We start from the raw sequence: 26,634 nt of genomic DNA, 5'->3' as shown, positions 1-26,634 counted from the left end.
AAAGATCCTTCAGTTGAGCAGGCCGCGGCGCGCGAGGTCGCGCATGAGCGCGGAGGTGCCATACGTCCATGGCGCGATGCGGTCGCTGGTGTCGACGCGGTTTGCCAGTGTACCCAGCAGCGGCGTGGTGACGGTGACGACGTCGCCCACTTCGTGCGTGAAACCCTGGCCGGGGCCGCGGCGGTCCTGCACCGGCGCGAACATCGTGCCGAGGAAGAGCACGAAGCCGTCCGGGTACTGGTGGTTGGGGCCGATGGCCTGCGAGACGAGGTCGAGCGGGTCGCGGCTGATCTTCGAAATCGAGCTCGACCCATTCATCACGAACCCATCCGTTCCCTCGACCTTCATCGCCAGGTCGCAGCGGCGCACGTCGTCGATGCCGAAGTGCGCATCGAACAGGCGGATGAAGGGCCCGATCGCGCAGCTCGCGTTGTTGTCCTTGGCCTTGCCGAGCAGCAGCGCGCTGCGGCCTTCGAAGTCGCGCAGGTTCACGTCGTTGCCGAGCGTCGCGCCTTTCGTTTCGCCCCGGCTGTTCACCGCGAGCACGATCTCCGGCTCCGGGTTGTTCCACTCGCTTTTCGGGTGGATGCCGATGTCGGCGCCCGTGCCCACGGCGCTCATCGGTTGCGACTTGGTGAAGATTTCCGCGTCGGGCCCGATGCCGACTTCAAGATACTGCGACCACACGCCCTGCGAGATCAGCACGTCCTTCAGCCGCGCGGCGTCGGCCGAGCCGGGCTTCACGGCCGCGAGGTTCTCGCCGATCACGGCGACCACGGCCTTGCGCACTTCGAGCGCCTTTGCCGGGTCGCCGCGTGCCTGTTCCTCGATCACGCGCTCGAGCATCGACGCGACGAACGTCACGCCCGCCGCCTTGATGGCTTGCAGGTCGCAGGGTGCGAGCAGGTACGGCAACTGCACGTCGCGCGCGGCTTGCGCGCTGTTGCGCAGCACCTCGGGGAGGTTGCCCACGCGTGCACCTTTGTGCGCTTGTACGGCGGCCGCGGGGTCCTTCAACTCGAGCAGCGCGCTGCACGTGGGCGCCAGCGACGACAGGTCGAACAAGCCGTCGGGCCGCACGTGCACGAGCACCGCGCCCTGGCCTTCGACGAACACGCGGCCGACCAGCGTGGCGCGGTCGGCGTCCTGCGGCAGCGCGGCCGCGGCTTCGAGGTACTGCTTCATGTCGCTTTCTTCTTGGCTTGCGCCGCGGCCCAGCGCGCGGCAAAGGGTTGCAGCTCGGCCAGGCGCTTGAGCAGGTCCTGGCCCGTCGGCGTGACGGCATAGCCGTCGCCGCTGTGGTGCACGAGGGCGGCCTCGCGCAGTTCCTTCAACCGGGTGTTGAGGGTGTTGGGCGTGATGCCGCCCACGCTGTCCTGCAGCAGGCGGAAGGTCTGCGGGTGGCCGTCGCGCAGCGCCCACAGCACCCGCATTGCATAACGCGCCTCCAGCAAAGCCAGTAGCTGCAGGGCGGCTGCGTTGTCCCTCGATGTCATAGGAGGGACGGAGTGTATTCGCTTCCTGCTATCTAAACAATAGCGCGGTCGTCTCTTTCGGGCGAAACCGCGAGAAAGCCGTGCGCAAGGCTGCCTGTACCGTTTCCTGCTGCACGCCGCGCTGAAGGCCCGTACAACGGTCGTGCAGGCTGCGGGCGTGCCGTGCGGATGCTTCGTGGCTGCGGGCGATGGTTTCCACTGCGTGCACCGCTTCGTCGAGGTCACCGACGCGATACAGCCACTGCGCGGGCAGCAGTTCCGACGGGCCGCCCGAGGCGGACGCGACAACGGGCACGCCGGCCGCCATGCATTCGGGCAGGGTGAGCCCGAAGGGCTCGCAGGTGGAGGCGACCAGGTGGATGGGGCGCCCGCGGATTCGATCGCGCCAGCGGTCCACGAAGCCGTGGAACGCGACGCGATCCACCACGCCGCTTCGTTCCACCTGTTCCGCGACCGCGCGGCTCTCGTCGCGTGGCACACCATAGAAGTCCAGCACGGCATCGTGGCCGCGCCGGCACAGCGCTTCGAGCACCTGGACCGCGAAGCGTGGATTCTTGCGAGCCGTGAGGTCGCCGACGAAGACGAGGCCGATGGGCCCTTCGCGCGGGACCTCCAACGCAGGGGCGGGCAGGTCCGGCGCCATGTAGGGAAACAGCACCGAAGTGCTGGTCGCGGGTGAGGCCGCCTGCACCTCGGCGCGCACGGCCTGCGAGCAGCAGAGCATGTGGTCCGACAGCGAAGCGAGCCCGGCGATGTAGTAGTCGAAGGGAACGGTGCGCGGCTTCAAGCCGGCGTCGCCGCCCAGGAGTTCGTGTGCCCAGGTGATGTGCGGCACGCCCATGCGCGCGGCGAGCATCGCGGGGTGCAGTTGCACGAGCGTGTTGGAGATGACGAGGTCGACCGACTGCGCGGCCATCGCGGCAGCGGCCTGGTCCAGGCCGGTCCCCTCGATCGCGGCGACGGCTGCGGGCGGGTCGTGCACGGCCCAGGGCAGGTCCCACACGAAAAAGGGCAGGCCGGCCTGCTCGTACCAGCTGGCGGCGCTGCCTTCACCGCGAGGGCACAGCACCGTGACCCGGTGGCCGAGCGCGCGCAGGTGGCCGATGAGGTTGACGAGGGCGACCTGCGCCCCGCTGAACCAGTCGTGATGCGCGGCGACGAGGATATGCAGGCTGTCCATGCGGCGTTCTCCCCACGCCGCTCGAGTCAACCGGCGTAGACCTTCCTGAGTAACCGCAGGAGCGTCTTGAGTTCACCGGCCGTGAGCTTGGACGCGACTTCGCTCTCCAGCGACGCCGCCGTCTCCTCCGCGTCGCGCATCAATTTCTGCCCCCCGGCCGTGAGGTGCAGCCCCAGCGCGCGGCCGTCGCGCGGGTGGGGCTTGCGGGTGATCAGCTCGCGCTTTTCGAGCGCGTTGACGAGGCCGACCAGGTTGGGAGGCAGGATGCCGAGGCTGGTGCACAGCTGGCGCGAGGTGATGCCCGGGTTGTGCTTGATGAGCGACAGCACCGAGAAGTCCACCGGGCGCAGCTGGTACGGCGCCATGCGTTCCAGGAAGACCGCGATGACGGCCAGCGCCGCCCGGCGCGCGTTGTAGCCGAGCAGGCTTTCGAGGAAGCTCGTGTCGACTTCCTCGACGACGTGGGCGTGCTTGGTGGCCATGGGCTCAGGGCCGGGCGCGGGTGGCGCCGAGGTAGGTTTCGATCACGCGCGGGTCGTGCGCGAGTTCGCCGGCGGGGCCATGCAGGCCGATCTCTCCGGTTTCGAGCACGTAGCCGTAGTCGGCTACTTCGAGTGCGGCGCGGGCGTTCTGTTCGACGAGCAGGATCGACACGCCCTGCGCGCGCAGGCGCTGGATGATGTCGAACACTTCCTTCACCACGAGGGGTGCGAGGCCGAGGCTCGGCTCGTCCAGCATCAGCAGCTTGGGCCGCGACATCAGTGCGCGGCCGATCGCGAGCATCTGGCGTTCGCCGCCGGAGAGCGTGCCGGCCAGCTGCGTGCGCCGCTCCTTCAGGCGCGGGAACATCTCGTACACGCGATCGAGCTGGTGGTGCCAGTCGGCCAGCCCGAGTTTGCGTGCGCGCCAGCCGCCGAGGACGAGGTTGTCTTCGACGGGCATCGTGCCGAACAGCTCGCGCTTTTCGGGGACGAGTGCGAGGCCGAGCATCACTCGCTCTTCGAGCGTGGTGTCGGCGAGGTCCTGGCCGTCGAAGCGGATCGTGCCGCGGGAGGGCAGCGCGCCGATCAATGCGTTGAGCGTCGTCGATTTGCCTGCGCCGTTGGGGCCGATGACGGTGACGACCTGGCCGGCCTCCATGTGGATGTCGAGGCCGGCGAGCACTTCGGCGCGGCCGTAGCCGGCGTGGAGGTCCTTCACTTCCAGCAGCATGTCAGTGCTCCGTCCCGAGGTACGCCGCACGAACAGCCGGGGAAGCCTGCACCTCGGAAGGCGTGCCTTCCATCAGCTTCGTGCCGAACTCCATGACGACGATGCGGTCGGTGAGGCCCATCACGAACTCCATGTCGTGTTCCACGAGAAGCAGGCTCATGCCCTCGCCGCGCAACTGGCGCAGCACGTCCGCCAAAGCCTGCTTCTCCTTGTGGCGCAAGCCTGCGGCGGGTTCATCGAGAAGGAGCAGCGCGGGGTCGGTGCACAGGGCGCGGGCGATCTCCATCAAACGCTGTGGGCCGAGGGCAAGATTCCCCGCGAGCTCGTGCATGCGGTCGGCCATGCCGATGCGCGCGACCTGGCGCTCTGCCTCGGCGAACAGGCGCTTCTCCTCGTCCCGATCCAGCCGCAGCATCGCGCGCGCGGTGCCGGTGTGGCCGCGCAAATAGCCGCCGAGCGCGACGTTCTCCAGCACGGTCATCTCCGGGATCATCTTCACGTGCTGGAACGTGCGCGAGATGCCGCGGCGGGCGATGGTGCGCGAGGGCAGGCCGCTGATGCGCTCGCCGCGCCACATGACGTCGCCTGCCGTGAGCGAGAGCACGCCGGTGACGAGGTTGAACGTCGTCGACTTGCCCGCGCCATTGGGCCCTATCAGGCCGACGATGTCGCCGGCGCGGATTTCGAAACTCACGTCGTTGACGGCGACGAGACCCCCGAACTCCTTGCGCACGGCCTGCACCTGCAGCAGCAGCTCGCCCTGCGCGGGCTTGTCGCGCGACTCCAGCGGGGGGGCGTTGTCCCAGTCCTTGCGGCGCACGGGCCTGGGCAGGCGCTTGCCGATGAAGGTCCACAACCCGTCGGGCGCGTACTTCAGCACGAGGACGAGCACGATGCCGAAAACGATCGTCTCGAAGTTGCCGCTGGTGCCGATCAGTTTCGGCAACAACACCTGCAGCTGGTCCTCCGTGAGCTTCACGACGGCCGCACCGAGGAACGCACCCCACACGTGCGACACGCCACCGAGCACGGCGATGAACAGGTACTCGATGCCCTTGCCGATCGCAAACGGCGAGGGGCTCACGGTGCGCTGGAAGAACGCGAAGAGCCAGCCGGAAACCGCCGCAAGTACGGCGGCCAGGATGAACACGACCAGCTTGTAGCGGAACGTCGAAATGCCCATCGCCTCCGCCATCGTCGCGCCGTTCTTCAGTGCGCGGATCGCGCGCCCCGGCCGCGAGTCGAGCAAATTCATCGCGCCCCAGGCCGCAAGCAACGCCAGCAGCCAGATCATGACGTGCAGGCCGCGGCCCGTGCCGAGGTCCCAGCCCAGCACCTTCAACGCGGGGATGTTCAGGATGCCGTCGTACTTGCCCAGCCACTCCATGTTGGCCATCGAATAGTTGAGCGCCAGGCCCCACGCGATGGTGGCGAGCGGCAGGTAGTGCCCCGACATGCGCAGCGTGATCGCGCCGAGGAGCAAGGCCGCCGCAACCGCCAGCCCGACGCCGACCAGCAGCGCCAGCCACGGCGACGACGCCATCTTCACCGTCATGAACGCCGCCGTGTACGCGCCGACACCGACGAACGCCGCCTGGCCGAACGACGTGAGCCCCGCCACGCCCGTCAGCAGCACGAGCCCCAGCGCGACGAGCGCGTACAGGCCGATGTAGTTGCTCTGCGTGATCCAGAAGTCCGGCACGGGCAGGGCGGGCAGCAGCAGCATCACTGCCGCGAAGATCGGGAAGGCAAACCGGCGCATCAGTGTTCTTCTGAATGTGGGTCCGTGAGCGACCGCCACAACAGCACCGGCAGGATCGACGAGAAGACGATGACTTCCTTGAAGGCACTCGCCCAGAAGGAACTGAAGCTTTCGAGCAGGCCCACCGCCAGCGCGCCGACGAGCGCGAGCGGGTAGCTCGAAAGCCCCGCGAAAACCGCGGCCACGAAGCCTTTCAGCCCGATCAGGAAGCCGCTGTCATAGAAGATGGTGGTGGTCGGCCCGATCAGCAGCCCCGACAGCGCACCGATGAACGCCGCCATCGTGAACGCCATGCGGCCGGCCGCCGACGATGAGATGCCCATGAGCCGCGCGCCCGCGCGATTCACCGCCGTCGCCCGCAGCGCCTTGCCGGCGAGCGTGCGCTCGAAGTACAAGTACAGCCCCACGATCAGCACCACCGACGCCACGAAGATGATCAGCGTCTGCCCGTTCAGCGTGAGCGGCCCCGCGGAGAAGCGCGAGTCCCAGAAGCTCGGGTTGCGGAAACCTTCCGCGCCGAAGAAGAAGAGGCCCAGCCCGACGAGCGCGAAATGCACGCCGACAGACACGATCAGCAGCACGAGCACGGACGCATCGGCCAGCGATTCATAAGCCAGGCGATAGATCAGGCTGCCGAAAGGCGTGACAAGTGCGAGCGTGAGCAGCGCGTGCACCGCGAGCGGCAATCCCTTGCCCGCCGCCCACCATGCCAGCGCGGACGCGACCACGGGCCACGCCAGCGTCTTCACCACGTTGATCGCGATGCGCTTGCCCGGCCTGTGGTGCCGCACGCCGTCGACCACATCCGAGATCGCGGCCAGCACGGCCAGCACCAGCAGGAACACCACGGTCCCCGGCAGTCTGCCGGCCTGCAGCAGCGCGAGGGTGAGCGCGCCGAACGCGACGAACTCCCCCTGCGGAATGAAGATGACGCGCGTGACCGCGAACACCAGCACCGTGGCGAGCGCGAGGAGCGCATAGACGGCCCCGTTGGTGAGGCCGTCCAGCGCCAGGATGCTGGCGATCGAGAAGTCCAAGGCGGCTTATTTCTCGACCACGAACTTGCCGTCGACGACCTTCAGCATCACGCCCGTCTCGTTCGTGTAGCCCCAGTGGTCGTCCTTGGTCCAGTTCATCACGCCGTGCGAGAACACGGTGCGGCCCATCGACTCGAACGCATCGCGCAGCGCGGCGCGGAACTCGGGCGTGCCCGGCTTGGCCTTGGCCTTGGCGATCGGCACGGCCTTCTGCAGCGCGATGGCGGCGTCGTAGCTGTGGCCGGCGAACTGGTTGGGCGGGCCGAACTGTTTCTGGTAGTTGTCGAAGAAGTCGATGGCCGCCTTCTTGGACGGGTGGCTGTCGGGCAGCTGGTGGCCCACGACGGCCGGGCCCGACGTGACGAACGTGCCTTCCACGGCCTTGCCGCCGATGCGCATCAGGTCCTGCGTGGCCGCGGCGTGCGTCTGGTAGATCTTGCCCTTGTAGTTGCGCTCGACCAGCGCCATCTGCGGCATCGCGGCGCCGGAGCCGGACGCCACGACCACGATGGCGTCGGGGTTGGCGGACGTGATCTTCAGCGCCTGCGGCGTCACGCTGGTGTCGGTGCGCTGGAAGCGTTCGGTCGCGACGATCTTCATGCCGGCCTTCTCGGCCAGCGGCGTCAGCGCCTTGAGCCACAGCTCGCCATAGGCGTCGGTGTAGCCGAGGAAGCCGATCGTCTTGATGTTGTGCTTCTTCATGTGCTCCACCATCGCGTGGGCCATGACGTCGTTGCCCTGCGGCAGGCGGAACAGCCACGGGCTGTCGCCACCGACCGGCGAGGCCGCGAGCTGCACCGTCTTCGCTTCGGTAGCGACGGGCGTCATCGCGGCCGCCACGGGCGTGAGGCACGAGCCGATGATCAGGTCGACCTTGTCCTCGGTGATGAAGCGGCGCGCGTTGCTCACGCCCTTGCCCGGGTCGGACGCGTCGTCGAGGATGATCAGGTTGACCTTCTCGCCCGCGATCTCCTTCGGGAACAGCTTGAACTGGTTCTGCATCGGCAGGCCCAGGCCCGAGCCGGGGCCGGTGAGCGACAGGCTCACGCCGATGTTGAGGTCGGCGAGGGCGGAGCCGGCGGCCACCAGCAGGGCGGCGGCGGCGACGAGGGTGCGTGCGATCTTCATTTGCATTGTCTCCTTGGGGTTTAACGAGGCGCCATCCGAAGTGCGCCGTCGAGACGGATCACTTCGCCGTTGAGATGCGTGTTGGTGACGATGTGCGCCGCGAGCTGCGCGAACTCCTCGGGCTTGCCCAGGCGCGGCGGGAAGGGGATGGACGCGGCCAGCGACTGCTGCACCGGCTCGGGCAGCTTCTTCATCAACGGCGTCGAGAACAGGCCCGGCGCGATGGTGCACACGCGGATGCCGTGCTGCGCGAGGTCGCGCGCCATCGGCAGGGTCATGCCGACGAGGCCGCCCTTGGACGCGCTGTACGCCTGCTGGCCCACTTGCCCGTCGAATGCAGCGACCGAGGCCGTGAAGAGCATCACGCCGCGCTCGCCGTCTTCCAGCGGCGTGAGCTTCGCGCATTCGGCGGCGAAGAGGCGGCTCACGTTGTACGTGCCGATCAGGTTGACCTTGATGACGCGCTCGAAGTCCTCCAGCGGCGCGGCGCTGCCGTCCTTCTGCACCACGCGCTTGGCGGTGCCGATGCCGGCGATGTTCATGCAGATGCGCGCGGGGCCGTGCTTCTGCGCGGCCTTCGCGAGCGCGGCAGCGGTGCTCGCGCTGTCGGTGATGTCGCAGACACAGGCGATGCCGCCGATGTCGGCGGCCACCTTGTTCGCGAGCTCCTCGTTCACGTCGAGCACGGCCACCTTCGCGCCCAGGCGCGCGAGTTCGCGGGCCGTGGCTTCGCCGAGGCCCGAGGCACCGCCGGTGACGAGCGCGGCCTGTCCGTCGATCTTCATTTGTTCTCCTTGTGCGGTTTCAGCGTGAAGGGCAACTTGTCGTCGTGGAAGGCCTGCACCATGTCGTCCCGATGCTTGAGCACGGCGCGCTGGTTGATGGAGCCCTTGTCCGTGACCTCGCCCTTGTCGATCGAGGGTGGCTCGTGCATGAGGTGCAGGCGCGCGACGCGGTTGGCGCTGCCGGTGGCGCTCGCGGCCAGCTGGTCCACCACGGACTGGAAATGCTCCTGCACGGGTGCGCTCTCCAGCACGTCCTTCAACGGCACGTCGTCGGCGTGGTTGCCGAGCCAGCGCACCTTGGGCGTGGGGAACAGAAGCGCGCCCACCTCGTTGCGGTTCAAGCCGGTGATCACCGCGTCCTGCACGTACGGTGCGCCGGCGGCGATGATCTTCGCGCGCAGCGGCCCGACGCTCACGAACGTGCCGGTGGCGAGCTTGAAATCCTCGGCGATGCGGCCGTCGAACTTCAGCCCGTTGTCGGGCTCCTGCGGGTCGATCCACAGCACCGCGTCGCCCGTGCGGAAGAAACCTTCCTCGTCGAAGCATTCGGCCGTGGCGTCGGGTGCGCGCCAGTAGCCGGGCGTGACGTTGGGGCCCTTGTAGCGGATCTCCGTCTTGCCGTCCGCCGGCACGAGCTTGAGTTCCATGCCGGGGCAGGGCAGGCCGATGTGGCCCGACTTCACGTCGGGGCTGGTGACGAACACCGCGAAGGGCGACGACTCGGTCATGCCCAGCCCCGTGCCCATCACGATGCGCTCGCCGACCTCGGCCTCCTGCACTTCATGCAGCAGGTCCCAGACCGGCTGCGCCAGCGCCGCGCCGGAGTAGAAGAACATGCGAACGCGCGACAGCAGGTTCTTGCGCAGCTGCGCATCGGCCTTCATCGCATGCGCGATCGCCTCGAAGCCGGTCGGCACGTTGAAGTAGATCGTCGGCGCGACCTCGCGCAGGTTGCGCAGCGTCTCGGCCATCAGCGCCGGCGTGGGCTTGCCGTCGTCGATGTAGAGCGTGCCGCCGTTGTAGATCGTCAGGCCCACGTTGTGGTTGCCGCCGAAGGTGTGGTTCCACGGCAGCCAGTCCACCAGCACGGGCGGGCCCTCCTGCAGCAGCGGCATGCTCTGGCGCATCTGCTGCTGGTTGGCGCACCACATGCCGTGGGTGTTGATCACGGCCTTGGGCAGTTTGGTGGAGCCGCTGGTGAACAGGAACTTGGTGATGGTGTCCGGGCCGGTCTTGCGCAGCGCCGCGTCGACGGCGGGCGTGGGCTTCGTGCGCAGGATGTTGGACCACTGCGTGATCGGCCGGCCTTCGAGCGCGCCTTCGCAGAGCACCACTTCCGTGTCGGCGGAAACCGTTGCCTGGATCGCCTTGCCGTAGCGCGCAGCGTCGGTCGCGAAGACGAGGCCCGGCGTGAGGGTCGTGAGCACGTGGCGCAGCTTGTCGTAGTCCTGGCTCACGGTGGAATACGCCGGCGACACGGGGCAGTGCGGGATGCCCGCGAAGAGGCAGCCGAGCGCCAGCTGCGCATGCTCGAGGCTGTTCTCGCTGAGGATCGCGACCGGCTTGTCGGCGGACAGTCCGCGGTCGATGAGCGCCTGGGCGATGCTCAACGCCGACTGCATCGCCTCGCCGTAGGTGAGCTTCTTCCAGTCGCCCGTCGTGCCGTCGGCGTTGCGCACGCGGCGTGCCATGAAGACGCGGCCGGGGTCGCTCTCGGCCCAATGGATGAAGCGGTCGGTCATGCGGTGGGCGCAGGCTTCGAGCGGCACGTCGGCTTTCACATAGACCGTGCCGCCGGCGCCCTCGCGCAACACGGCGCGCGTGACCCCGAACGCCATCGACCGGTATTTCACGCTCATGACTTCGCCACCTTCGCCGCCTTGCCCTCCAGGAACGCGCGCACGCGCTCCTTCGCCTCGGGCGCGCTTTGCGCGATGGCGGCCATCAGCGCCTCGGTGAGGAAGCCCTGGTCCGACGGCTGTTCCGCAATGCGAGGCAACGCGTGCATCAGCGCGTAGTTGGTCAGCGGCGCGTTCTGCGCGATGCGTTCGGCCAGCGCGATCGCCTTCTCGGTGGCGGTGCCCTTGGGCACGAGGTACTGCGCGAAGCCCGCCTTCTCGCCGTCCTCGGCGTTGTAGACGCGGCCGGTGAGCATCATGTCCGTCATGCGCGCCACACCGATCAGGCGCGGGATGCGCACCGCGCCGCCGCCGCCCACGAAGATGCCGCGCGAGCCCTCGGGCAGCGCGTAGAAAGTGGTCTCATCGGCCACGCGGATGTGGCACGAGGCCGCGAGCTCGAGGCCACCGCCGACGACGGCGCCGTGCAGCGCGGCCACCACCGGCACCGGGCCGTACTGCACCTCTTCCAAGGCGGCGTGCCACATGCGAGAGTGGTGCATGCCCGCGCCCGCGTCGCGCTCCTTCAGTTCCGACAAATCGAGCCCCGCGCAGAAGTGGTCGCCCTCGCCGTCGATGACGGCCGCGCGCACGTTGGCCGGCAGGCTCTGGAACGTGTCGCGGATGGCAAGCACCAGCCCGTCCGAGAGCGCGTTGCGTTTGTGGGGGCGCGTGAGCCGCACCACGGCGACGTCGCCGCGGATGTCGAGCTGCAGGTCTTGATGCGTCATGGCAGGTCCGGTGGAGTAGCGCGATTATTTGTTATAGAACATAATCAACTCAACACATTTCCGATTGGTGGAAACCCTATGGATCACGCGAACCTGGTCGCCATCGACGTGCACACGCATGCCGAGGTGAGCTGCTGGAACCCCTTCGACAATTACGGCGAGGAGTACGACCGCGCGGCGGACAAGTACTTCCGCTCGAACCGGCGGCCGACCATCGCGGAGACCATCGAGTACTACCGCAAGATCAAGGTCGGGCTGGTGATGTTCACGGTGGACAGCGAGTCCAACCTCGGCCGCCGCCGCATCCCCAACGAGGAGATTGCCCAGGCCGCGCGCGAGAACAGCGACATGATGATGTGCTTCGCCTCCATCGACCCGCACAAGGGCAAGATGGGCGCGCGCGAGGCCGAGCGGCTGATCAAGGAAGAAGGCGTCAAGGGCTTCAAGTTCCACCCGACGGTGCAGGGCTACCACCCGTACGACAAGATGGCTTGGCCGATCTACGAGGTGATCGACGCGCACAAGATGCCGGCGATCTTCCATACCGGGCACAGCGGCATCGGCAGCGGCATGCGTTGCGGCGGCGGGCTGCGGCTGGAGTACAGCAACCCGATTCACCTCGACGACGTCGCCATCAGCTTCCCCGACATGCAGATCGTGATGGCGCATCCCAGCTTCCCTTGGCAGGACGAGGCGCTGTCCGTGGCCACGCACAAGCCCAACGTCTGGATCGACCTGTCGGGCTGGTCGCCCAAGTACTTCCCCAAGCAACTCGTGCAGTACGCCAACACGCTGCTGAAGGACCGCATCCTTTTCGGCAGCGACTTCCCGCTGATCACGCCGGAGCGCTGGATGAAGGACTTCGAGGAGGCCGGGTTCAAGCCCGAGGTGATGCCCGGCATCCTCAAGGGCAACGCGGTACGCCTGCTGGGGCTGGCCTGATGTTCCGCTCGCTCGCCGACATCGAGCAGCTCGAGCGCACGCCGTACGAGCAGTCGATCCCGGCGCGCACGACCTACGGGCTGATCGAGCGCGCTGCGCGGCTGCACGCCGCGCGCGACGCGTTCGTGTACCTGCCCGACGGCGACACGTCCACGCGCAGCGAGCGCATCACCTACGGCGAGCTGCTCGCCAACATCCACCGCGCGGCCAACCTGTTCCGCAGCCTGGGCGTCGGGCCGCAGGACAGCGTGGCGATCCTCGCGCCCAACATGCCATCGACCCACTACGCGCTGTGGGGCGCGCAGGTCGCGGGCCGCGCATGCCCGGTCAACTTCATGCTGCAGCCGGACCACGTCGCGGCGCTGCTCGATGCGGCGAACGCGAACGTGGTGGTGGCGCTGGGCGCCAATCCGCTGCTCGACGTGGCTTCGGCCGTGCGGCGCGTGCCCGGCATCGAAAACAAGACCGTGCTGTGGATCGGCGACGGGTTCGAAGTGCAACTGGCGCAGCAGCCTGCGCAGCTGCAGTTCGATCCGCAGCTGTCACCGCACCGCATCGCATCGCTGTTCCACACGGGCGGGACCACCGGTGCGCCCAAGCTCGTGCAGCACACGCACGGCAACGAGGCTCATACGTCGTGGTTCGCGCACATGTTCTACGGGTTCGACGAACACACGGTGGAGATCAACGGTTTCCCGCTGTTCCACGTGGCGGGTGCGTTCGTCTACGGCCTGGCGCTGCTGGCGATCGGCGCGACGCAGGTGCTGCCGACGGTGCTCGGCATGCGGCACCCGGAGTTCGTGCGCAACTACTGGAAGTTCTGCGAGCGCGAGCGCGTGACGGCGCTGGCCTGTGTGCCGACGATCCTCGCGAACCTGTGCAACCTGGCCGTCGATGCGGACATCTCCACCGTGAAGGTCGCGTACACCGGCGGCTCGCCACTGCCCACTGAGCTTGCAGACCGCTTCGAGCGCGAGCGCGGCATCCCCGTGCGCAACATCCTCGGCATGACGGAGTGCTCGGGCCTCGTTTCCATCGAGCCCTTCGCCGCCCCGCGCGTGCCCGGCTCCGCAGGCCTGCGGCTGCCGTACAGCGAGGTGAAGGTTCGCGACGACGGCGTCGTGATGCTGCGCGGCCCGCACGTGAGCCCCGGCTACACCGATCCCGCGCGCAACGCCGGCATGTTCGAGGACGGCTGGATCGTCTCCGGCGACCTCGGCCACATCGATGCGCAGGGCTACCTGCACGTCACCGGCCGCGCCAAGGACCTCATCATCCGCGGCTCGCACAACATCGATCCGCAGCTCGTCGAAGACGCGTTCCTCGCGCACCCCGCTGTGGCGATGTGCGCGGTGGTGGGCGAGCCGGATGCGCATGCCGGTGAAGTGCCCGCCGCCTTCGTGTCCCTGAAGCCCGGCGCGGCTGCCGACCCGGATGCCTTGCTCGCCGCCGTCGCGCCGTCGGTCTACGAGCGGCCCGCGGTGCCCAGGCGCGTGGTGGTGATGGACGCTTTGCCCGTGACGGCCGTCGGCAAGGTGTACAAGCCGGCGCTGCGCTCGCGCGCCGCCGAGACCAAGTTGCGTGAGCTGTTCGCGCCGCTGCTGGACGGCCGGGGTTTCACGGTCACCGTATCGGAAAGCGGCCGCGCAACGGTTCGCATCGCGGGCCCTGCCGACGCAGGGCTCGAGTCGCGGCTGTGCGCTGCGCTCGGCGCGATCGCGCTTGCGGCCGACATCGGCTTCGAGAACGCCTCGCCGCCCCGGTCCTGAATTGGCGGGGGCCGAGCGTGCGTGCGGCACTTCGGCACGGCTCGGGTCGGCGTCAGAGGTCCGTCTTCTCGCCCGCGGGCTGTGCCTGGTCGTCCGGCCGCACACCGATGTGCACGTCGATGTCCTCCGGCGTCGCCCGCGACCTCGAGTAGACGGCAACACCCGGGTTCTCGTCGGCAAACGCGTGCAGGTCGGCGAGGTCTTCCGCCGTCGTGGCGTTCGTGACGAGCGTGATGTTCCCGTACTTGCCCGGGACTTCGATCACCACGCTGTCATTCGTGGTGTAGTGCTCGATGAACATCTGCCGGACCGTTGCATCGCCGACGGGGTAGCCCATGGGCAACGACTGCGTCGACATCACGAAGATGCTGGGTGCCACGCCGCGCGCCTTCGCGAAACCGTCGACGAACTCCGCCTGCTGGCTGGCGTCCAGGTGGTTGTAGGCCAACTCGGCCGCGGGATTGGGCAGCCCTTCGACGCCCAGGAAGGGGATGTCCCGCAAACCCCAACCCGCGCTGCGGTCCAGGGCATGGCCGGCCCCCGTGGAGCCCACACTGACCGCCGCCGGGTCGTTGAGGAAGCGGGTGAGGTCCGCGCGTTCGGGCGACTTGAACCAGAGGGGGTGGATGGTCAGGTTGACGTGCGCCAGCATCTTCTTGTGGCTTTCGAATTCCTCCGCGGGCGGAATCGGGCCGCGCTCGAGGCTGGTATGTGCGAGTCTTTCTGCCGCGAGCTTGCGGTCCGCGGTGGGCGACAACATGGCTTCGGCTTCCGGCTCATGCCTTTTCGGCACGACGAATTCGCGGTAGTAGGTCACGCGGCGGCCGTCCTGCAGCGCGCCCTTGAGGACCTCGGCGTTGATGAGCGTGTTCTCCGGGCGGCCGTGGAATTCACCCACCAGGATCTTGCGCACGCCTTTCTTGCCGCACAGCAAGCCGACCAGCCGCCGCAGAACGGGCTCGCGCCTGGGCAGGCCCGCAACCTCGCGCGCCTTCGCCGCAGCCGCGGGCGCGCTGCGGGTAGGGGCGCCTTTTTCGTCTACGCCAACGTAGACGGGCAAGACCGCGTCGGGCGCGGAAAGGCCCGAGCCGACGGTGACTGCGTCCTGCGGGAGCGGCGCAGCCTGCGCATCCATCGTCACGGCAGGCCCGGGCGTTGCGCCTTCGCCGGGGATGCCCCGCCGCGCGACCTCAACGGCCGGCCCCACGGGAACGCCGGCGATCCCGGCGACGAAACCGCCGGCGGCCGCAAGGAGCGCCTTGACCGTCCCGACGCCGCCGAGGCCCGGCAGGACCTGGAGGCCGTCGGCCGCTGCTGGTTCCTGTGCTGCAGGCCGTGCCTCCGGGGGGATGGTGCCGGCGCGCGGCCGCGTCGACCTGACGTTTTCCAATTTGGTTCTCCGGGAAGTTGGCGGGTACCGGGTTGGTGAACCGAACCGCCCGCACGTTCCCGGTCAACGCCGCGACCGAAGTCGGCGTTCGGCCAGCCCGAAGGCGGCTTCGCTCGCCAGCGCGAGCACGGCCGCGGGGATCGCGCCGGCCATGAGCAGCTGGTGGTCGTTGAGCGCCAGCCCGGTGACGATCCGCTCGCCATAACCGCCCGCGCCGACGAAAGCGGCGATGGTCGCCGTGCCCACGGAGATGCTCGTCGCGATGCGCACGCCCGCCAGGATGGTCGGCATCGCGAGCGGCAGCTGGATGTCGCGCAGGCTCTGGCCCGGCGTCATGCCGAGTGCCGTGGCCGCATCGCGCAGGCCTTGCGGCACTTCCTGCAGGCCCGTGACGCAGTTGCGCATCACCGGCAGCAGCGCGTACAGCGTGAGCGCCACCAGCGCGGGGACGACGCCGATCACGCCGAGCAGGCTGATCAGGATCGCGAGCAGCGCAATCGAGGGAATGGTCTGCAGCAGGCCGGCGACGGCAAGCAGCGTCTCGCGCAGGCGGCGGTGCGGGAACGACAGCACGCCCAGTGGAATCCCGACCACCACCGCGCCCAGCACCGATGCGGCGACCAACGCGATGTGCTGCAGCGTGAGGCGCCCGAAGCCATCGCCGAACATGCGTTCGGCGAGCGTGCGCTGCTGCTGCGGTGCCGCGGGTGCGCCGGCGAGAAAGCCCGCGGCGATGGCCGCGAAGCCCTGCTTGTCGAGCTCCGCTTTCGCGTTCATCGCGATCATCGCGTCTTCGCCGATGCGCCCCTGCAGCTTCTGCAGCGCAGCCCACGCCTGCGGGAACTTCTTCGGCACGTCCAGCCGGTACAGCACGATCGCGTCGTAGCGCGGGAAGTAGCGCTTGTCGTCCTCCAGCACGACGAGGCCCAGGTGCCCGATCTTCGCGTCGGTGGTGTAGATGTCCATCACGTCGATCTGCTTCGCGGCGATGGCGTCGTAGGCGAGGCCGTGGTCCAGCCCGGTGGGCCGGTGCGGCAGCGAGTACGCCTTCGCCAGGCCCGGCCAGCCGTCGGCGCGGCCGATGAACTCGTTGGACAGGCCCAGCTTCAGCCGCGGCTGTTTCGCCAGCTCGCCGACCGTGCGCACGCCCAGCTGCCTGGCGTCCGCCGCGCGCATCGCGAGCGCGTAGCCATCGTTGAAGCCGAGCGGGATGGCGGCCCCGAGCCCGAAGGGTGCAAGGCGGCGGTTCATCTCCTCCAGCGGCAGCGGCTTGTCGCTCTTGAGAATCTCCAGCGAGATCGTGCCCGTGTAGTCCGGGTACATGTCGATCTGGCCGGCGCGCAGGGCTTCATACGTGATGGCCGTGTTGCCGAGGCCCTCGCGCACCTGCGGCGGCGAGGGCAGGGCGGGCGCGGCCGTCTGCGCGAGCACGTGCGCGAGGATGTAGGACTCGGTGAAGCGCTTGGACCCGATGCGCAGCGTCTCCTGTGCGTGGGCCGCAACGCACGCGAGCAGCACCGCGAACGCGGCGATGCGCTTCACCAGCCGCCCCGGGTGAGCCACTCGTCCACTTCGCCCAGGCGGTCCAGGCCCCAGAACGGCTCGCCATCCACGACGAGCGTGGGGGAGCCGAACACGCCCGCATCGAGCGAAGCCTGCACGGACTCGCGCAGCAGCGTCGCGGGTTCATCGGTCGCCATCGCGGCGAGCAGGGCGCCCGTGTCGACGGCGGCGGGAAGCGATACCTCGCGCACGATTTCTTCGGCGCTCGAAAGATCGAGCCCACGGACCCAGTGCGCGTCGTAGATCGCATGCGCCGACGCACCTTGCACGTCGGGGTGGTGCTTGCGGATCCAGCAGAACGCCCGCCCCATCGCCAGCGGGCTCGGCATCGGCCCATCGAGGTTGCGCCCCAACGCAACCCCCCGCTTGCGCGCATGCCGCAGCACATCGCGCCGCACGTACGCGCCCTTGACGGGCGTATCCAGCAGCGGCTTGAGCCCCATCACCTTCAGCACGGAGACGCCGAGCAGCATCGGGTGCCAGTCCACCTCGCGCCCGTGCTTCGCGGCGATCGCATCGATCTCGCGGCTGGCGAACCAGCCGTACGGGGAGATGAAGTCGAAATGGAAGCGCAGCGGGGCAGCCATGCCCGCAAGGATACGGCCGATTGCCGTGGCCCCCGGTCAGTCCTCGAACGGCCCCATCTTCACGAACGCGCCGCCCTGGTACAGCTTCGCCGGGTCGTTCGCATCGAGCGGGGGCTGCGCTTCCATCTTCGCGCGGAAGGGCTCGGAGCTGTCCCTGGGCACGAAGCCCAGGTGCGCGGCCTGCGCGTTGTCCCACCACTTGTCGCGGTTGTTCGACATGCCGTAGACGATCGTGTGGCCCAGGCGCGGCGCGAACAGGCAGCAGCGCACCAGCTCGGTCAGGTCCGCATAACTGAGCCACGTGACGAGCATGCGCCGGTCCTTCGGCTCCGGGAACGACGAGCCGATGCGCAGGCACGCGGATTCGATGCCGTAGCGGTCGAAGTAGAAGCGCGACAAGTCCTCGCCGTACGACTTCGACAGGCCGTAGTAGCCGTCCGGCCGCTTCGCGCAATCCGCATCGAGCACCTTGCCCTGCTTGTGGAAGCCGACCACGTGGTTCGAGCTCGCGAACACCACGCGCCGGACGCCATGGCGGCGCGCGCCTTCGTAGATGTGGAACACGCCTTTGATGTTGGCCTCGAGGATCTCCTCGAACGGCCGCTCCACCGACACGCCGCCCAGGTGAACGATCGCGTCGCAGCCCTGCACGAGTTCGTCGACGGCCTTCTTGTCGGCGAGGTCGCACCGGACGATCTCCTCGCCGGGCCAGCCGGGGGGCATGTCGGCGATGTCGGAGACGCGCATGGTGTGCGCATACGGTTTGAGCCCGCCGCGCAGAACCTTGCCCAGGCCACCGGCCGCGCCGGTGAGCAGCAATCGTCCAAGTACCTGGTCAGCCATGGCGTTATCAGTTGTCGGACAACATGCAACCGATTATCATGATCGCGTGGCACGCGTGTCAACCGTTCCTGCTCAGGGCATTCCCCAGCCCGTCCATGCCACCCGCCAGCGCGGGCGCAGCCTTGCGCACGACGTGGTGGAGGGGCTGGCCGGGCAGATCAAGGCGCAGACATTGCGTCCCGGCGACAAGCTGCCGACCGAGGCCGAGATCATGCGCAACTGGGGCGTCAGCCGCACGGTCGTGCGCGAGGCGCTCTCGCGGCTGCAGGCGGCCGGCCTCGTCGAGACCAAGCATGGCGTCGGCACCTTCGTGCTGTCGCCGCAGTCCACCGGCGGGCTGCGCATCGACCCCGCCGAGATCGCGACCGCGGTCGACGTGATGGCGGTGCTCGAGCTGCGCATCAGCCTGGAGACGGAATGCGCCGCGCTGGCGGCCCAGCGCCGCAGCGACACCCAGCTCACGCAGATGCGCGGCGCGCTCGACGAGCTGGAGCAGGCGACCGCCAGCGGCGGCAACACGGTGGACCCCGACGTGCGCTTCCACCTGCTCATCGCCACCGCCACCGGCAACCGCTACTTCGCGGACATCATGAGCCACCTGGGCGCCACGCTCATCCCGCGCGCGCGCATCAACTCGCCGCGCCTGGCGATGCAGGACCTGCCGGAGTACCTGCGCCGCGTGGGCCGCGAGCACGAGGCGATTTACGAAGCGATCGCGCGGCGCGACCCCGAAGCCGCCCGCGCCGCGATGCGCCTGCACCTGACCAACAGCCGCGAGCGGCTGCGCCAGGCGCGCGAGGCCGCCGAAGCAGCCGCGCGCACGACTCGTTAGGCATCCACGACCGACGGACTTGAAAATCCACCGGGCCAGTTGTACGATGACGGACAACACGGATTCGACCCGCAGGAGACCGCCATGATCCGACGCCGCCAGCTGCTCCAAGCCGCCACCCTTGCCGCCGCTGTTTCTCCCTTCAGCGCAGGCGCGCAGCAGGGCTGGCCGAACAAGCCGATCCGCCTCGTGGTGCCGTACCCGCCCGGCGGGTCCTCCGACATCATCGCGCGCGCCGTGAGCCAGCCGCTCGCGGAGGCGCTCAAGACGACGGTGATCGTCGAGAACCGCGCCGGCGCCAACGGCAACCTCGGCGCCGAGCTGGTGGCGAAAGGCCCGGCCGACGGCTACACCATCCTGATCTGCGACACCGGCGCGCTGGCGATCAGCCCGTCGGTGTACACGAAGCTCGCATTCGATCCCGCCAAGGACCTGCGCGGCGTGACGATGCTCGCGTACTCGCCGCACCTGCTCGTCGTGCACCCGTCGGTGCCCGCGAACAACCTGAAGGAGCTGGTCGAGCTCTCGCACAGGAAGCCGCTGAATTTCGCCGTGTCGGCAGTCGGCAGCGCGCCGCACCTCGCCGGTGTCGCCGTGGAACGCGCCTCCAAGGCGAAGTGGCAATACGTGCCGTACAAGGGCGGCGCGCAAGCCATCCAGGACACCGTCGGCGGCCAGACCGAGGTGATGATGAACGGCATGCTCGCCACGTACCCGCACGTGCAGAGCGGCAAGCTCAAGCTGCTGGCGGTTTCCAAGGGCACGCGCATGCCGCTGATCGGCGACGTGCCGACCATCGCGGAGCAGGGCATCAAGGGCTTCGAGTCAGGCACGTGGCAGGGCGCGCTCGTCGCGCGCGGCACGCCGGACGCGATCGTGCAGCGCCTGAACACCGAGCTGATCCAGGTGATCCGCTCCGCCGACATCCGCGCCCGCCTCGCGGGGCAGGGCGCCGAAGTGGTGACCATGACGCCCGCCGAACAGGACAGGTTCTTCCACCAGGAGCGCGCCAAGTGGGCGCAGGTGGTCGCCGCCGCGAGCATCAGGCTCGACTAGTTTCTTTCTCCACGCAACCCATGAACCCGCAAGACCTCAAGAAAATCGTTTCTTCCGGCCTGCTGTCGTTTCCGCTGACGGACTTCGACGCGCAGGGCAATTTCAACGAGGCCGGCTATCGCAGCCGCCTCGAGTGGCTGGCCCCTTATGGCGCCACGGCCCTCTTCGCCGCCGGCGGCACGGGCGAGTTCTTCTCGCTCACCGGCGACGAGTACCCGCGCATCATCAAGGCGGCCGTGGATACGTGCCGCGGCAAGGTGCCGATCATTGCCGGCGCAGGCGGCCCTACGCGCTTCGCCATCCAGTGCGCGAAGGCCGCTGAAGAAGCGGGCGCGCACGGCATCCTGCTGCTGCCGCACTACCTCACCGAAGCAGGCCAGGAAGGCCTGGCCGCGCACGTCGAAGCGGTCTGCAAGAGCGTGAAGTTCGGCGTCATCGTCTACAACCGCGCCAACTCGAAGCTGCAGCCGGCCACGCTCGCGAAGCTGGCCGAGCGCAACCTCAACCTCATCGGCTTCAAGGACGGCGTGGGCGACATCGAGCTCATGTCGCAGATCTTCCTGACGATGGGCGACCGCTTCTCCTACCTCGGCGGCCTGCCGACGGCGGAGGTCTATGCCGCGGCGTACAAGGCGCTGGGGACGCCGGTGTATTCGTCGGCAGTCTTCAACTTCATCCCGAAGACGGCGATGAAGTTCTACGAAGCCGTGCGGGGCGACGACATGGCGACGCAGCACGAGCTGCTCAGGAAGTTCTTCATGCCCTACCTGGAGATCCGCAACCGCGTGCCCGGCTACGCGGTGTCGATCGTCAAGGCAGGCGCGAAGCTCGTCGGCCACGACGCGGGCCCGGTGCGCGCACCGCTCACCGACCTGAAGGCCGACGAAATGGAGAAGCTGAAGGCGCTGATCGACGCCCTCGGCCCGCAGTAAACCAAGCAGAGAGAGAGAGACAAGCCCGATGAAAAAACTCCTTTCCTTCCTCATCGCCGCCACCGTCGGCGTCGCTGCGCTCGCGGCCTATCCCGAGAAGCCCGTCACCATCGTCGTGCCCTTCCCGCCGGGCGGCAGCACCGATGCCATCGCGCGCGTGCTGCAGCCCAAGCTGCAGGAAAAGCTGGGTGGCACCTTCGTCATCGAGAACAAGGCCGGCGCCACCGGCACCGTCGGCGCCGCGTTCGTCAAGCGCGCCGCGCCGGACGGCTACACGCTGTTCGTGTCCTCGCTCGGCCCGTTCGTCATCGCGCCGCACCTGATCAAGGGCGTGCAGTACGACGCCCTGAAGGACTTCGACCCGATCAGCATTGCCGTGCAGGCGCCCAACGTGCTGGTGGTGCCGGCCGCGTCTCCTCACAAGAACCTTGGCGACCTGCTGGCTGCGCTGAAGAAAGCGCCCGGCAAGGTGAGCTTCGCTTCGTCGGGCAACGGCTCGTCGGACCACCTCTCGGCCGAGCTGCTCTGGCAGCAAAGCGGCACCGAAGGCCTGCACATCCCGTACAAGGGAGGCGGCCCTGCCATCAACGACCTGCTGGGCGCCCAGGTGGACGCGGCGTTCGTCAACATCAACGGCATCATCCAGCACATCAAGGCGGGCAAGGTGCGCGCGCTGGGTGTGGCTTCCGAGAAGCGCAACCCGCTGCTGCCGGAAGTGCCGACGCTCGCCGAGCAGGGCGTCAAGGGTGCGGAAGTGCAGTCGTGGCAAGCCGTCGCGGCACCCAAGGGCTTGCCCGCGGACATCAGGAAGAAGCTGCACGAGGCGATCGTGGCCACCCTGAACGAGCCGGCCACCAAGGCCAGGCTGATGGAGCAGGGCTTCGAGATCGTGGCGAACACGCCGGAGCAGTTCGCGGCCTACCAGGCGACGGAGTACGCGCGCTGGAAGAAGCTGATCGAAACCCGCAAGATCACCGCCGACTGATGGTTGCTCCCGTCGTCGAGAACATGCGCGTGATCCCGGTGGCGGGACGCGACGGCATGCTCCTCAACCTCTCGGGCGCGCATGCGCCCTTCTTCACCCGCAACATCGTCGTCGTCACCGACAGCGCCGGCAACACCGGCCTGGGCGAGGTGCCCGGCGGCGAGAAGATCCGCCAGACGCTGGAAGACGCGCGCCCGCTCGTCGAAGGGCAGGGCATCGGCAACCTGCAGGCCGTCCTGAATGCGATGCGCGCCAGGTTCGCGGACCGCGACTCGGGCGGCCGCGGGCTGCAGACGTTCGATTTGCGCACGACGATCCATGCATTGACAGCGGTCGAATCCGCGCTGCTCGACCTGCAAGGCCAGCACATGGGCGTGCCGGTGGCGGCGCTGCTTGGCGAAGGGCAGCAGCGTGACTCGGTGCAGATGCTCGGCTACCTGTTCTTCGTCGGCGATCGCAAGAAGACGGATTTGCCGTACGCGAGCGAACCGGATGCGGCCGACGACTGGCTGCGCCTGCGCCACGAGGAAGCGCTGACGCCCCAGGCCATCGTGAAGCTCGCCGAGGCCGCGCAGAAGCGTTACGGCTTCCAGGACTTCAAGCTCAAGGGCGGCGTGCTCGCCGGCGACGCGGAGGTGGAGGCCGTGACGGCGCTGCACGAGCGCTTCCCGCAAGCGCGCGTCACGCTCGACCCGAATGGCGGTTGGCTGCTGAAAGATGCGATCCGCCTGGGCCACATGATGCGCGGCATCGTTGCGTATGCCGAAGACCCGTGCGGCGCGGAAGAGGGCTTCTCGGGCCGCGAAGTGATGGCGGAATTCCGCCGCGCCACCGGCCTGCCCACGGCCACGAACATGGTCGCAACGGATTGGCGCCAGATGGCCCACTCGCTCGCGCTGCAATCCGTGGACATCCCGCTGGCCGACCCGCACTTCTGGACGATGGCCGGCTCCGTGCGCGTGGCGCAGACCTGCCGCGACTGGGGGCTGACCTGGGGCTCGCATTCGAACAACCACTTCGACATCTCGCTCGCGATGTTCACGCACGTCGGTGCGGCCGCGCCCGGCAAGGTGACCGCCATCGACACGCACTGGATCTGGCAGGACGGGCAGCGCCTCACCAAGGAGCCGCTGAAGATCGCGGGCGGCTACGTGCAGGTGCCGAAGAAGCCCGGGCTCGGCATCGAGCTCGACATCGCTGAAGTGGAGAAGGCCAACGCGCTCTACCAGCAGCATGGCCTCGGCGCGCGCGACGATGCGATCGCGATGCAGTACCTGATCCCCGGCTGGAAGTTCGACAACAAGCGGCCCTGTCTCGTGCGCTGACGGGCACGGCGACGGCGCGTTGTCCGACGAACCGCGCTTTTCGGCCGGGTTCTAACGACCATGGTCGAGTACGTGCTGGGCATCGATGGCGGCGGCAGCGGCACGCGTGCATGGCTTGCGCGCGTGGCCGGGGCGCTGCTCGGCCGTGGCGACGCAGGTCCTTCCGCGCTTGGCCAAGGAGTCGCGCAAGCATGGCGAAACGTCGAGCTTTCAGCTCGCGCCGCCTTTGAGGATGCGGACGTCGCATGGCCGGGCTGGCACACATGCGCAGCCGTCTGCGCCCTCTCCGGCGTCAGCAACCCACCCTGGCGCGAAGCCTTCCTCGCCGCCGACCCCGGCCTCGCGCTGCTCGATGCCGAAACCGACTCCTTCGCCATGCTCGTCGGCGCCCTCGGCGGCAAGCCCGGCGCCATCGTCGCGGCCGGCACCGGCAGCATCGGCGAAGTGCTGCGCCCGGACGGCACGCGCAGCACCGTCGGCGGCTGGGGCTTTCCGGTCGGCGACGAAGGCAGCGGCGCGTGGCTGGGCCTGCAGGCGGTGCGCCACGCGCAGGCCGCGCTGGACGGCCGCGAGCGTGCCGGGCCGCTGGCGCAATCCATCTGGAAGCAATGCGGCGCAACGCGCGATGCGCTGCAGGCGTGGTGCGACGGCGCCGGGCAGTTTGCCTACGCCCAACTCGCCCCCGCTGTGTTCGAATACGAGCCGGTCGACCCGACGGCGCAGCGCTTCGTGCGCGAGGCCCTCGCGGCGCTGGAGGCCATCGCGCATGCGCTGGACCCGCATGGGCGCCTGCCGGTGGCGTTTGCCGGCAGCATCGCGCACCGCCTCGCGCCGCGCGTAGGCCCGGCGCTCAAGCGGCGCGTCGTCGAGCCGGCCGAAGGCCCGGCCGCCGGCGCGCTCGCGCTGGCACGCCGGCTCGTGCTGCAGGAAACAGAAACCACGCATTGATGCGCACACTGCAAGGCCACGTACTCACCCCCGGCGGATGGGTCCGGGGACGCATCGACATCGGCGAGGACGGGCACATCGCCCGCATCGAGGGTGACCCTGTCGAGGACGCCGCCGTGGATGGCGACGCCGCCGGCGACGTGCGCCTCTCCAGCGCCGAGCGCATCGTGCGCGACAGCAGCGAGCCCCTCATCCTGCCCGGCTTCATCGACCTGCACGTGCACGGCGGCGACGGGCGCGACATCATGGAAGGCAGCGACGCGGCCGCCGCGGTGGCGCGCTGCCATGCGCGGCACGGCACGACGGCGCTGCTGGCGACGACGATGACTGCGCCGATGGATGACCTGGTGCGAGCATTCGAGGCACTGTCGCCCTTGTGCCGGCTCCAGGCGGATGCCTCGGCGCCTGCCGGCACGACTCGCGGGAACGGCGGGGTTCGCGGTAGCGGCGCCCGCATCCTCGGCGTTCACCTCGAAGGCCCCTACATCAACCCCGGACGCCTCGGCGCGCAACCCGACTACGCCCGCCGCGTGTCGATGGACGAACTGCAGCGCCTGCACGCGCTCGCACCCATCCGCCTCGTCACGCTGGCGCCCGAGATGCCGCATCACCTCGAAGACATACCCGCTCTCGTGCAGGCCGGCTTCCGGGTGCAGGTCGGCCACAGCGCGGGCAGCTACGACGACGGCGTGCAGGCCCTGGCGCGCGGCGCGGCCGGGTTCACGCACCTCTTCAACGCGATGACGGGCATGCACCACCGCGAGCCCGGCATCGTCGGCGCCGCGCTCGCGCATGCGCAGTACGCCGAGATCATCCCGGACATGATGCACGTGCACCCCGGCGCGATCCGCGCCGCGATGCGCGCGATCCCGTGCCTGTATTGCGTCACCGACTCGACGGCGGCCACCGGCATGCCCGACGGCGACTACATGCTGGGCCGTCAGCAGGTGACCAAGTGCCTCGGGGGCGTGCGCCTCGCGGATGGAACGCTTGCAGGCTCGGCGCTCACGATGGACCAGGCGCTGCGCAACCTGGTCGAAAAGCTCGGCCTGTCGCTCGCCGACGCGTCCAAGCGCGTCTCCACCTTCGCCGCCGACTACCTGGGCCTGCCGGACCGCGGCCGCCTGGCGCAAGGCGCGTGGTGCGACGCGGTGGTGCTGGACCGCGACCTGCAATTGAAAGACGTCTACCTCGAAGGAGAGCCCCTTGCCCTCGCGGATGCTCGCTGAAGCGCTGCAGGCGCCCGACGTGGTCGCGCGGCAGCTGACCCATGACGTGGACGCGTATCGCGACTTCGGCGCGCTGCTGCGCGAGCGCGCGCCGTCGTCGCTGCTCACCATCGCGCGCGGCAGCTCGGACCATGCCGCGCACTATGCCGCGTACCTCGTGATGGCACGCCTCGGCAAGCTCGTGACGTCGTTGCCGATGTCGCTGGTGACGCTGTACCAGTCGCGCATCGCATGCGAGGGACTCGCGTCCTTCGCGTTCTCGCAATCGGGCCAGAGCCCGGACCTGGTGGAACCCACGGGTTACTTCCGTCGCGGCGGCGCCATCACGGCCGCTTTCGTCAATGCGAGCGAATCCCCGCTCGGCACCGCGGCCGAGTGGGTGTTCGGCCTGCATGCGGGCGACGAGAAGAGCGTGGCGGCCACCAAGAGCTTCATCGCGCAGCTTCTCGCAGGGGCGCGACTCGTCGCCGCGTGGCAAGGCGACCCGCAGTTGCGCGACGCGATCGGCCGCTTGCCGGACACGATGGCGCAGGCCTCGCGCCTCGACTGGTCGCGTGCCGTCGAAACGCTGCAGGGCGACGACCGGCTTTTCGTGATCGGCCGCGGCCTCGGGCTGCCGGTGGCGCTGGAAGCCGCGCTGAAGTTCAAGGAAACCTGCGGCATCCAGGCGGAAGCCTTTTCCGGTGCCGAGGTGCAGCACGGCCCGATGGCGCTGATCGGCGAAGGCTTCCCGCTGCTGGTCTTCGCGCCACGCGGCCCCGCGCAGCCGGGGCTGCTGGAACTGGCGACCCGCATGCGCTCGCGCGGCGCGCGCGTGCTGCTCGCGGCGCCGCAAGGCACCCCCGGGGCCGACCTGCCGCTGGCCGAAAGCCCGAGCGAGGACCTGGACCCGCTGTGCGCGATCCAGAGCTTCTACCCGATGGTCGAAGCGCTGGCGCGTGCGCGAGGACTCGACCCTGACACGCCGCCATTCTTGAACAAGGTCACGCGGACCCAATAATTCG

Annotated in this window: 25 protein-coding genes; 10 read left to right on the top strand and 15 right to left on the bottom strand. The window is 68.8% G+C overall.

What is annotated here, in order from left to right:
• Positions 1–9 precede the first annotated feature (9 nt).
• From H8R02_RS17585 to H8R02_RS17535, 11 genes are read right to left on the bottom strand one after another with little or no spacing between them, the layout of a single operon-like run.
• Positions 10–1,185, bottom strand: a complete 1,176-nt coding sequence (locus H8R02_RS17585; protein ID WP_187082761.1) for a fumarylacetoacetate hydrolase family protein — start codon at positions 1,183–1,185, stop codon at positions 10–12.
• Complete coding sequence (locus H8R02_RS17580) at positions 1,182–1,496, bottom strand: winged helix-turn-helix transcriptional regulator (protein ID WP_187082760.1); 315 nt, start codon at positions 1,494–1,496, stop codon at positions 1,182–1,184. Before H8R02_RS17580 ends, H8R02_RS17585 begins: the two co-directional genes overlap by 4 nt.
• Positions 1,497–1,524: 28 nt before the next feature.
• Positions 1,525–2,676: a glycosyltransferase family 4 protein gene (locus tag H8R02_RS17575; protein ID WP_187082759.1), complete on the bottom strand. Its 1,152-nt coding sequence runs from the start codon at positions 2,674–2,676 to the stop codon at positions 1,525–1,527.
• 26 nt (positions 2,677–2,702) lie between these two features.
• Positions 2,703–3,158, bottom strand: a complete 456-nt coding sequence (locus H8R02_RS17570) for a MarR family winged helix-turn-helix transcriptional regulator (protein WP_187082758.1) — start codon at positions 3,156–3,158, stop codon at positions 2,703–2,705.
• A gap of 4 nt (positions 3,159–3,162) precedes the next feature.
• Positions 3,163–3,888: an ABC transporter ATP-binding protein gene (locus H8R02_RS17565; protein WP_187082757.1), complete on the bottom strand. Its 726-nt coding sequence runs from the start codon at positions 3,886–3,888 to the stop codon at positions 3,163–3,165.
• Position 3,889: 1 nt separating this feature from the next.
• Positions 3,890–5,650: a branched-chain amino acid ABC transporter ATP-binding protein/permease gene (locus tag H8R02_RS17560; protein ID WP_187082756.1), complete on the bottom strand. Its 1,761-nt coding sequence runs from the start codon at positions 5,648–5,650 to the stop codon at positions 3,890–3,892.
• On the bottom strand, positions 5,650–6,687 hold the full coding sequence (locus tag H8R02_RS17555) for a branched-chain amino acid ABC transporter permease (protein WP_187082755.1): 1,038 nt from the start codon (positions 6,685–6,687) through the stop codon (positions 5,650–5,652). Before H8R02_RS17555 ends, H8R02_RS17560 begins: the two co-directional genes overlap by 1 nt.
• 6 nt (positions 6,688–6,693) lie before the next feature.
• A complete protein-coding gene (locus H8R02_RS17550) occupies positions 6,694–7,815 on the bottom strand; it encodes an ABC transporter substrate-binding protein (RefSeq protein ID WP_187082754.1) in 1,122 nt (373 codons plus the stop codon).
• A gap of 20 nt (positions 7,816–7,835) precedes the next feature.
• Positions 7,836–8,600 (bottom strand): SDR family NAD(P)-dependent oxidoreductase, encoded by a 765-nt coding sequence (locus H8R02_RS17545; RefSeq protein ID WP_187082753.1) that lies wholly within the window; start codon positions 8,598–8,600, stop codon positions 7,836–7,838.
• A complete protein-coding gene (locus tag H8R02_RS17540) occupies positions 8,597–10,459 on the bottom strand; it encodes a feruloyl-CoA synthase (protein WP_187082752.1) in 1,863 nt (620 codons plus the stop codon). Before H8R02_RS17540 ends, H8R02_RS17545 begins: the two co-directional genes overlap by 4 nt.
• Entirely contained in the window at positions 10,456–11,229 is a 774-nt protein-coding gene (locus tag H8R02_RS17535) for a crotonase/enoyl-CoA hydratase family protein (protein ID WP_187082751.1), read from the bottom strand. The genes H8R02_RS17540 and H8R02_RS17535 overlap by 4 nt, the downstream gene beginning before the upstream one ends.
• Positions 11,230–11,307: 78 nt before the next feature.
• On the opposite strand from H8R02_RS17535, the gene H8R02_RS17530 reads away from it, so the two are divergent.
• Together H8R02_RS17530 and H8R02_RS17525 are read left to right on the top strand one after the other, a co-directional pair.
• Positions 11,308–12,171, top strand: coding sequence for an amidohydrolase family protein (locus H8R02_RS17530; protein WP_187082750.1), 864 nt, complete (start codon positions 11,308–11,310; stop codon positions 12,169–12,171).
• Positions 12,171–13,940, top strand: coding sequence for an AMP-binding protein (locus H8R02_RS17525; protein WP_187082749.1), 1,770 nt, complete (start codon positions 12,171–12,173; stop codon positions 13,938–13,940). Before H8R02_RS17530 ends, H8R02_RS17525 begins: the two co-directional genes overlap by 1 nt.
• 52 nt (positions 13,941–13,992) lie before the next feature.
• Here H8R02_RS17525 and H8R02_RS17520 read toward each other — a convergent pair whose 3' ends face one another.
• The 4 genes from H8R02_RS17520 to H8R02_RS17505 form a co-directional block, all read right to left on the bottom strand.
• The gene (locus H8R02_RS17520; RefSeq protein WP_187082747.1) at positions 13,993–15,330 is read right to left on the bottom strand and encodes a hypothetical protein; all 1,338 of its coding nucleotides are present in this window, start codon (positions 15,328–15,330) and stop codon (positions 13,993–13,995) included.
• Between the two features lie 63 nt (positions 15,331–15,393).
• Positions 15,394–16,872 carry a glycine betaine ABC transporter substrate-binding protein gene (locus tag H8R02_RS17515; RefSeq protein WP_354004941.1) on the bottom strand — a complete coding sequence of 493 codons (1,479 nt, stop codon included), beginning with the start codon at positions 16,870–16,872 and terminating at the stop codon, positions 15,394–15,396.
• Entirely contained in the window at positions 16,869–17,480 is a 612-nt protein-coding gene (locus H8R02_RS17510) for a 2-hydroxychromene-2-carboxylate isomerase (RefSeq protein ID WP_187082746.1), read from the bottom strand. The genes H8R02_RS17515 and H8R02_RS17510 overlap by 4 nt, the downstream gene beginning before the upstream one ends.
• A 36-nt stretch (positions 17,481–17,516) precedes the next feature.
• On the bottom strand, positions 17,517–18,323 hold the full coding sequence (locus H8R02_RS17505; protein WP_187082743.1) for an NAD-dependent epimerase/dehydratase family protein: 807 nt from the start codon (positions 18,321–18,323) through the stop codon (positions 17,517–17,519).
• Between H8R02_RS17505 and H8R02_RS17500 the strand changes: the two genes are divergently transcribed.
• The 8 genes from H8R02_RS17500 (at position 18,322) to H8R02_RS17465 (ending at position 26,630) form a co-directional block, all read left to right on the top strand.
• On the top strand, positions 18,322–19,155 hold the full coding sequence (locus H8R02_RS17500) for a FadR/GntR family transcriptional regulator (RefSeq protein ID WP_187082741.1): 834 nt from the start codon (positions 18,322–18,324) through the stop codon (positions 19,153–19,155). The two genes, H8R02_RS17505 and H8R02_RS17500, sit on opposite strands and share 2 nt — an antisense overlap.
• Before the next feature lie 84 nt (positions 19,156–19,239).
• The gene (locus tag H8R02_RS17495) at positions 19,240–20,211 is read left to right on the top strand and encodes a Bug family tripartite tricarboxylate transporter substrate binding protein (protein WP_187082739.1); all 972 of its coding nucleotides are present in this window, start codon (positions 19,240–19,242) and stop codon (positions 20,209–20,211) included.
• 20 nt (positions 20,212–20,231) lie between these two features.
• The gene (gene kdgD / locus H8R02_RS17490) at positions 20,232–21,143 is read left to right on the top strand and encodes a 5-dehydro-4-deoxyglucarate dehydratase (protein ID WP_187082737.1); all 912 of its coding nucleotides are present in this window, start codon (positions 20,232–20,234) and stop codon (positions 21,141–21,143) included.
• 28 nt (positions 21,144–21,171) lie between these two features.
• Entirely contained in the window at positions 21,172–22,128 is a 957-nt protein-coding gene (locus tag H8R02_RS17485) for a Bug family tripartite tricarboxylate transporter substrate binding protein (protein ID WP_187082735.1), read from the top strand.
• A complete protein-coding gene (gene gudD, locus H8R02_RS17480) occupies positions 22,128–23,453 on the top strand; it encodes a glucarate dehydratase (RefSeq protein WP_187082733.1) in 1,326 nt (441 codons plus the stop codon). The genes H8R02_RS17485 and gudD overlap by 1 nt, the downstream gene beginning before the upstream one ends.
• A 60-nt stretch (positions 23,454–23,513) precedes the next feature.
• Positions 23,514–24,401 carry a glucosamine kinase nucleotide-binding domain-containing protein gene (locus H8R02_RS17475; protein WP_187082732.1) on the top strand — a complete coding sequence of 296 codons (888 nt, stop codon included), beginning with the start codon at positions 23,514–23,516 and terminating at the stop codon, positions 24,399–24,401.
• Entirely contained in the window at positions 24,398–25,630 is a 1,233-nt protein-coding gene (gene nagA / locus H8R02_RS17470; protein ID WP_222622523.1) for an N-acetylglucosamine-6-phosphate deacetylase, read from the top strand. Before H8R02_RS17475 ends, nagA begins: the two co-directional genes overlap by 4 nt.
• Positions 25,620–26,630, top strand: a complete 1,011-nt coding sequence (locus H8R02_RS17465; RefSeq protein ID WP_187082913.1) for an SIS domain-containing protein — start codon at positions 25,620–25,622, stop codon at positions 26,628–26,630. The genes nagA and H8R02_RS17465 overlap by 11 nt, the downstream gene beginning before the upstream one ends.
• The last annotated feature ends 4 nt before the right edge of the window (positions 26,631–26,634 follow it).

Origin of the sequence: Ramlibacter albus (assembly GCF_014297445.1) — a bacterium.
GTDB classification, from domain to species: domain Bacteria; phylum Pseudomonadota; class Gammaproteobacteria; order Burkholderiales; family Burkholderiaceae_C; genus Ramlibacter; species Ramlibacter albus.
The sequence above is the reverse complement of the archived record's forward strand: the minus strand, read 5'-3'. Positions and strand labels throughout refer to the sequence as shown.

What these genes read in the sequence shown, in the direction of transcription:
- H8R02_RS17565 (WP_187082757.1), bottom strand. Translation starts at nt 3,888, where the DNA reads ATGCTGCTGGAAGTGAAGGACCTCCACGCCGGCTACGGCCGCGCCGAA.
- H8R02_RS17495 (WP_187082739.1), top strand. Translation starts at nt 19,240, where the DNA reads ATGATCCGACGCCGCCAGCTGCTCCAAGCCGCCACCCTTGCCGCCGCT.
- H8R02_RS17570 (WP_187082758.1), bottom strand. Translation starts at nt 3,158, where the DNA reads ATGGCCACCAAGCACGCCCACGTCGTCGAGGAAGTCGACACGAGCTTC.
- gudD (WP_187082733.1), top strand. Translation starts at nt 22,128, where the DNA reads ATGGTTGCTCCCGTCGTCGAGAACATGCGCGTGATCCCGGTGGCGGGA.
- H8R02_RS17550 (WP_187082754.1), bottom strand. Translation starts at nt 7,815, where the DNA reads ATGAAGATCGCACGCACCCTCGTCGCCGCCGCCGCCCTGCTGGTGGCC.
- H8R02_RS17545 (WP_187082753.1), bottom strand. Translation starts at nt 8,600, where the DNA reads ATGAAGATCGACGGACAGGCCGCGCTCGTCACCGGCGGTGCCTCGGGC.
- H8R02_RS17500 (WP_187082741.1), top strand. Translation starts at nt 18,322, where the DNA reads ATGGCGTTATCAGTTGTCGGACAACATGCAACCGATTATCATGATCGC.
- H8R02_RS17485 (WP_187082735.1), top strand. Translation starts at nt 21,172, where the DNA reads ATGAAAAAACTCCTTTCCTTCCTCATCGCCGCCACCGTCGGCGTCGCT.
- H8R02_RS17530 (WP_187082750.1), top strand. Translation starts at nt 11,308, where the DNA reads ATGGATCACGCGAACCTGGTCGCCATCGACGTGCACACGCATGCCGAG.
- H8R02_RS17540 (WP_187082752.1), bottom strand. Translation starts at nt 10,459, where the DNA reads ATGAGCGTGAAATACCGGTCGATGGCGTTCGGGGTCACGCGCGCCGTG.
- H8R02_RS17575 (WP_187082759.1), bottom strand. Translation starts at nt 2,676, where the DNA reads ATGGACAGCCTGCATATCCTCGTCGCCGCGCATCACGACTGGTTCAGC.
- H8R02_RS17560 (WP_187082756.1), bottom strand. Translation starts at nt 5,650, where the DNA reads ATGCGCCGGTTTGCCTTCCCGATCTTCGCGGCAGTGATGCTGCTGCTG.
- H8R02_RS17475 (WP_187082732.1), top strand. Translation starts at nt 23,514, where the DNA reads ATGGTCGAGTACGTGCTGGGCATCGATGGCGGCGGCAGCGGCACGCGT.
- H8R02_RS17510 (WP_187082746.1), bottom strand. Translation starts at nt 17,480, where the DNA reads ATGGCTGCCCCGCTGCGCTTCCATTTCGACTTCATCTCCCCGTACGGC.
- H8R02_RS17465 (WP_187082913.1), top strand. Translation starts at nt 25,620, where the DNA reads ATGCTCGCTGAAGCGCTGCAGGCGCCCGACGTGGTCGCGCGGCAGCTG.
- H8R02_RS17535 (WP_187082751.1), bottom strand. Translation starts at nt 11,229, where the DNA reads ATGACGCATCAAGACCTGCAGCTCGACATCCGCGGCGACGTCGCCGTG.
- H8R02_RS17505 (WP_187082743.1), bottom strand. Translation starts at nt 18,323, where the DNA reads ATGGCTGACCAGGTACTTGGACGATTGCTGCTCACCGGCGCGGCCGGT.
- H8R02_RS17580 (WP_187082760.1), bottom strand. Translation starts at nt 1,496, where the DNA reads ATGACATCGAGGGACAACGCAGCCGCCCTGCAGCTACTGGCTTTGCTG.
- H8R02_RS17585 (WP_187082761.1), bottom strand. Translation starts at nt 1,185, where the DNA reads ATGAAGCAGTACCTCGAAGCCGCGGCCGCGCTGCCGCAGGACGCCGAC.
- kdgD (WP_187082737.1), top strand. Translation starts at nt 20,232, where the DNA reads ATGAACCCGCAAGACCTCAAGAAAATCGTTTCTTCCGGCCTGCTGTCG.
- H8R02_RS17525 (WP_187082749.1), top strand. Translation starts at nt 12,171, where the DNA reads ATGTTCCGCTCGCTCGCCGACATCGAGCAGCTCGAGCGCACGCCGTAC.